This window comes from Vibrio sp. 378 (assembly GCF_033339435.1).
In genome coordinates, this window is the sequence record NZ_JAWOUO010000136.1 from 1 (window position 1) to 1,107 (window position 1,107).

Sequence of the window (1,107 nt, forward strand, 5' to 3'; positions counted from 1 at the left end):
TGAATGCTTTATTTCCTAGCTTACTGCTAGCACTCGTAAATCTTATTTTTACTAAATCGTTTTCTTTTTGATGAACATTGAATCACCGTACGAGAAGAAGCGGTATTTGTTTTCCACCGCATGCTTGTAAGCATTCATGGTGTTCTCGTAACCAGCAAACGCACTCACCAACATGATCAATGTTGATTCTGGTAAGTGGAAGTTCGTGATCAAGCAATCCACCAGCTGGTATTCGTAACCAGGGTAGATAAAAATTTCAGTATCGCCGAAGAATGGAACCAATTCTGAGCCTTTCTTCAACGCATCTCGCGCTGCACTTTCGAGTGAACGTACTGATGTTGTACCCACTGCGATGATGCGACCACCGCGAGCTTTGGTTGCATTGATGGCATCCACCACTTCTTGCGGTACTTCTACATACTCTGCATGCATGTGGTGATCGTTGATGTTATCCACTTTTACGGGTTGGAACGTACCTGCACCGACGTGTAGTGTAACGTAAGCAAACTCAGCGCCTTTGGCTTTGATCTTATCTAAAAGAACGTCATCAAAGTGCAGGCCAGCCGTAGGTGCTGCTACTGCGCCTGGTTTTTGGTTATATACAGTTTGGTAACGCTCTTTATCTGCGTCTTCATCTGGGCGGTCAATGTATGGAGGAAGTGGCATGTGGCCAATTTCTTCCAGGATTTCTAATACCGTCTTATCAGAGTTAAATTTCAGTTTGAATAGGGCGTTGTGACGAGCCACCATTTCCGCGGAGTATTCGTCATTCTCGCCCACAATAATAGTAGTGCCTGGTTTTGGTGATTTAGAGCAGCGAACGTGCGCAAGAATGCTTTTCTCATCTAGCATGCGCTCCACTAGCACCTCTAACTTACCGCCAGATTCTTTACGACCAAACATACGCGCTGGAATAACACGGGTATTATTGAAAACCACTAAGTCACCAGCTTGAACTTGGTTTAACACATCGGTAAATGTGCCATCTATAAGCTCGCCAGTATTGCCGTCCATTTGTAGTAGTCGGCTTGCGGTACGCTCTGGTTGAGGGTAGCGAGCGATGAGTTCATCTGGAAGGTCGAAATGGAAATCTGATACTTGCATGTT

Annotated in this window: 1 protein-coding gene; it reads right to left on the reverse strand. The window is 45.2% G+C overall.

The window, feature by feature from the left end; translation table 11 throughout:
- Window positions 1-51: 51 nt before the first annotated feature.
- Window positions 52-1,104, reverse strand: a complete 1,053-nt coding sequence (gene queA / locus R7Q48_RS24645) for a tRNA preQ1(34) S-adenosylmethionine ribosyltransferase-isomerase QueA (protein ID WP_318132740.1) — start codon at window positions 1,102-1,104, stop codon at window positions 52-54.
- Window positions 1,105-1,107: the final 3 nt, after the last annotated feature.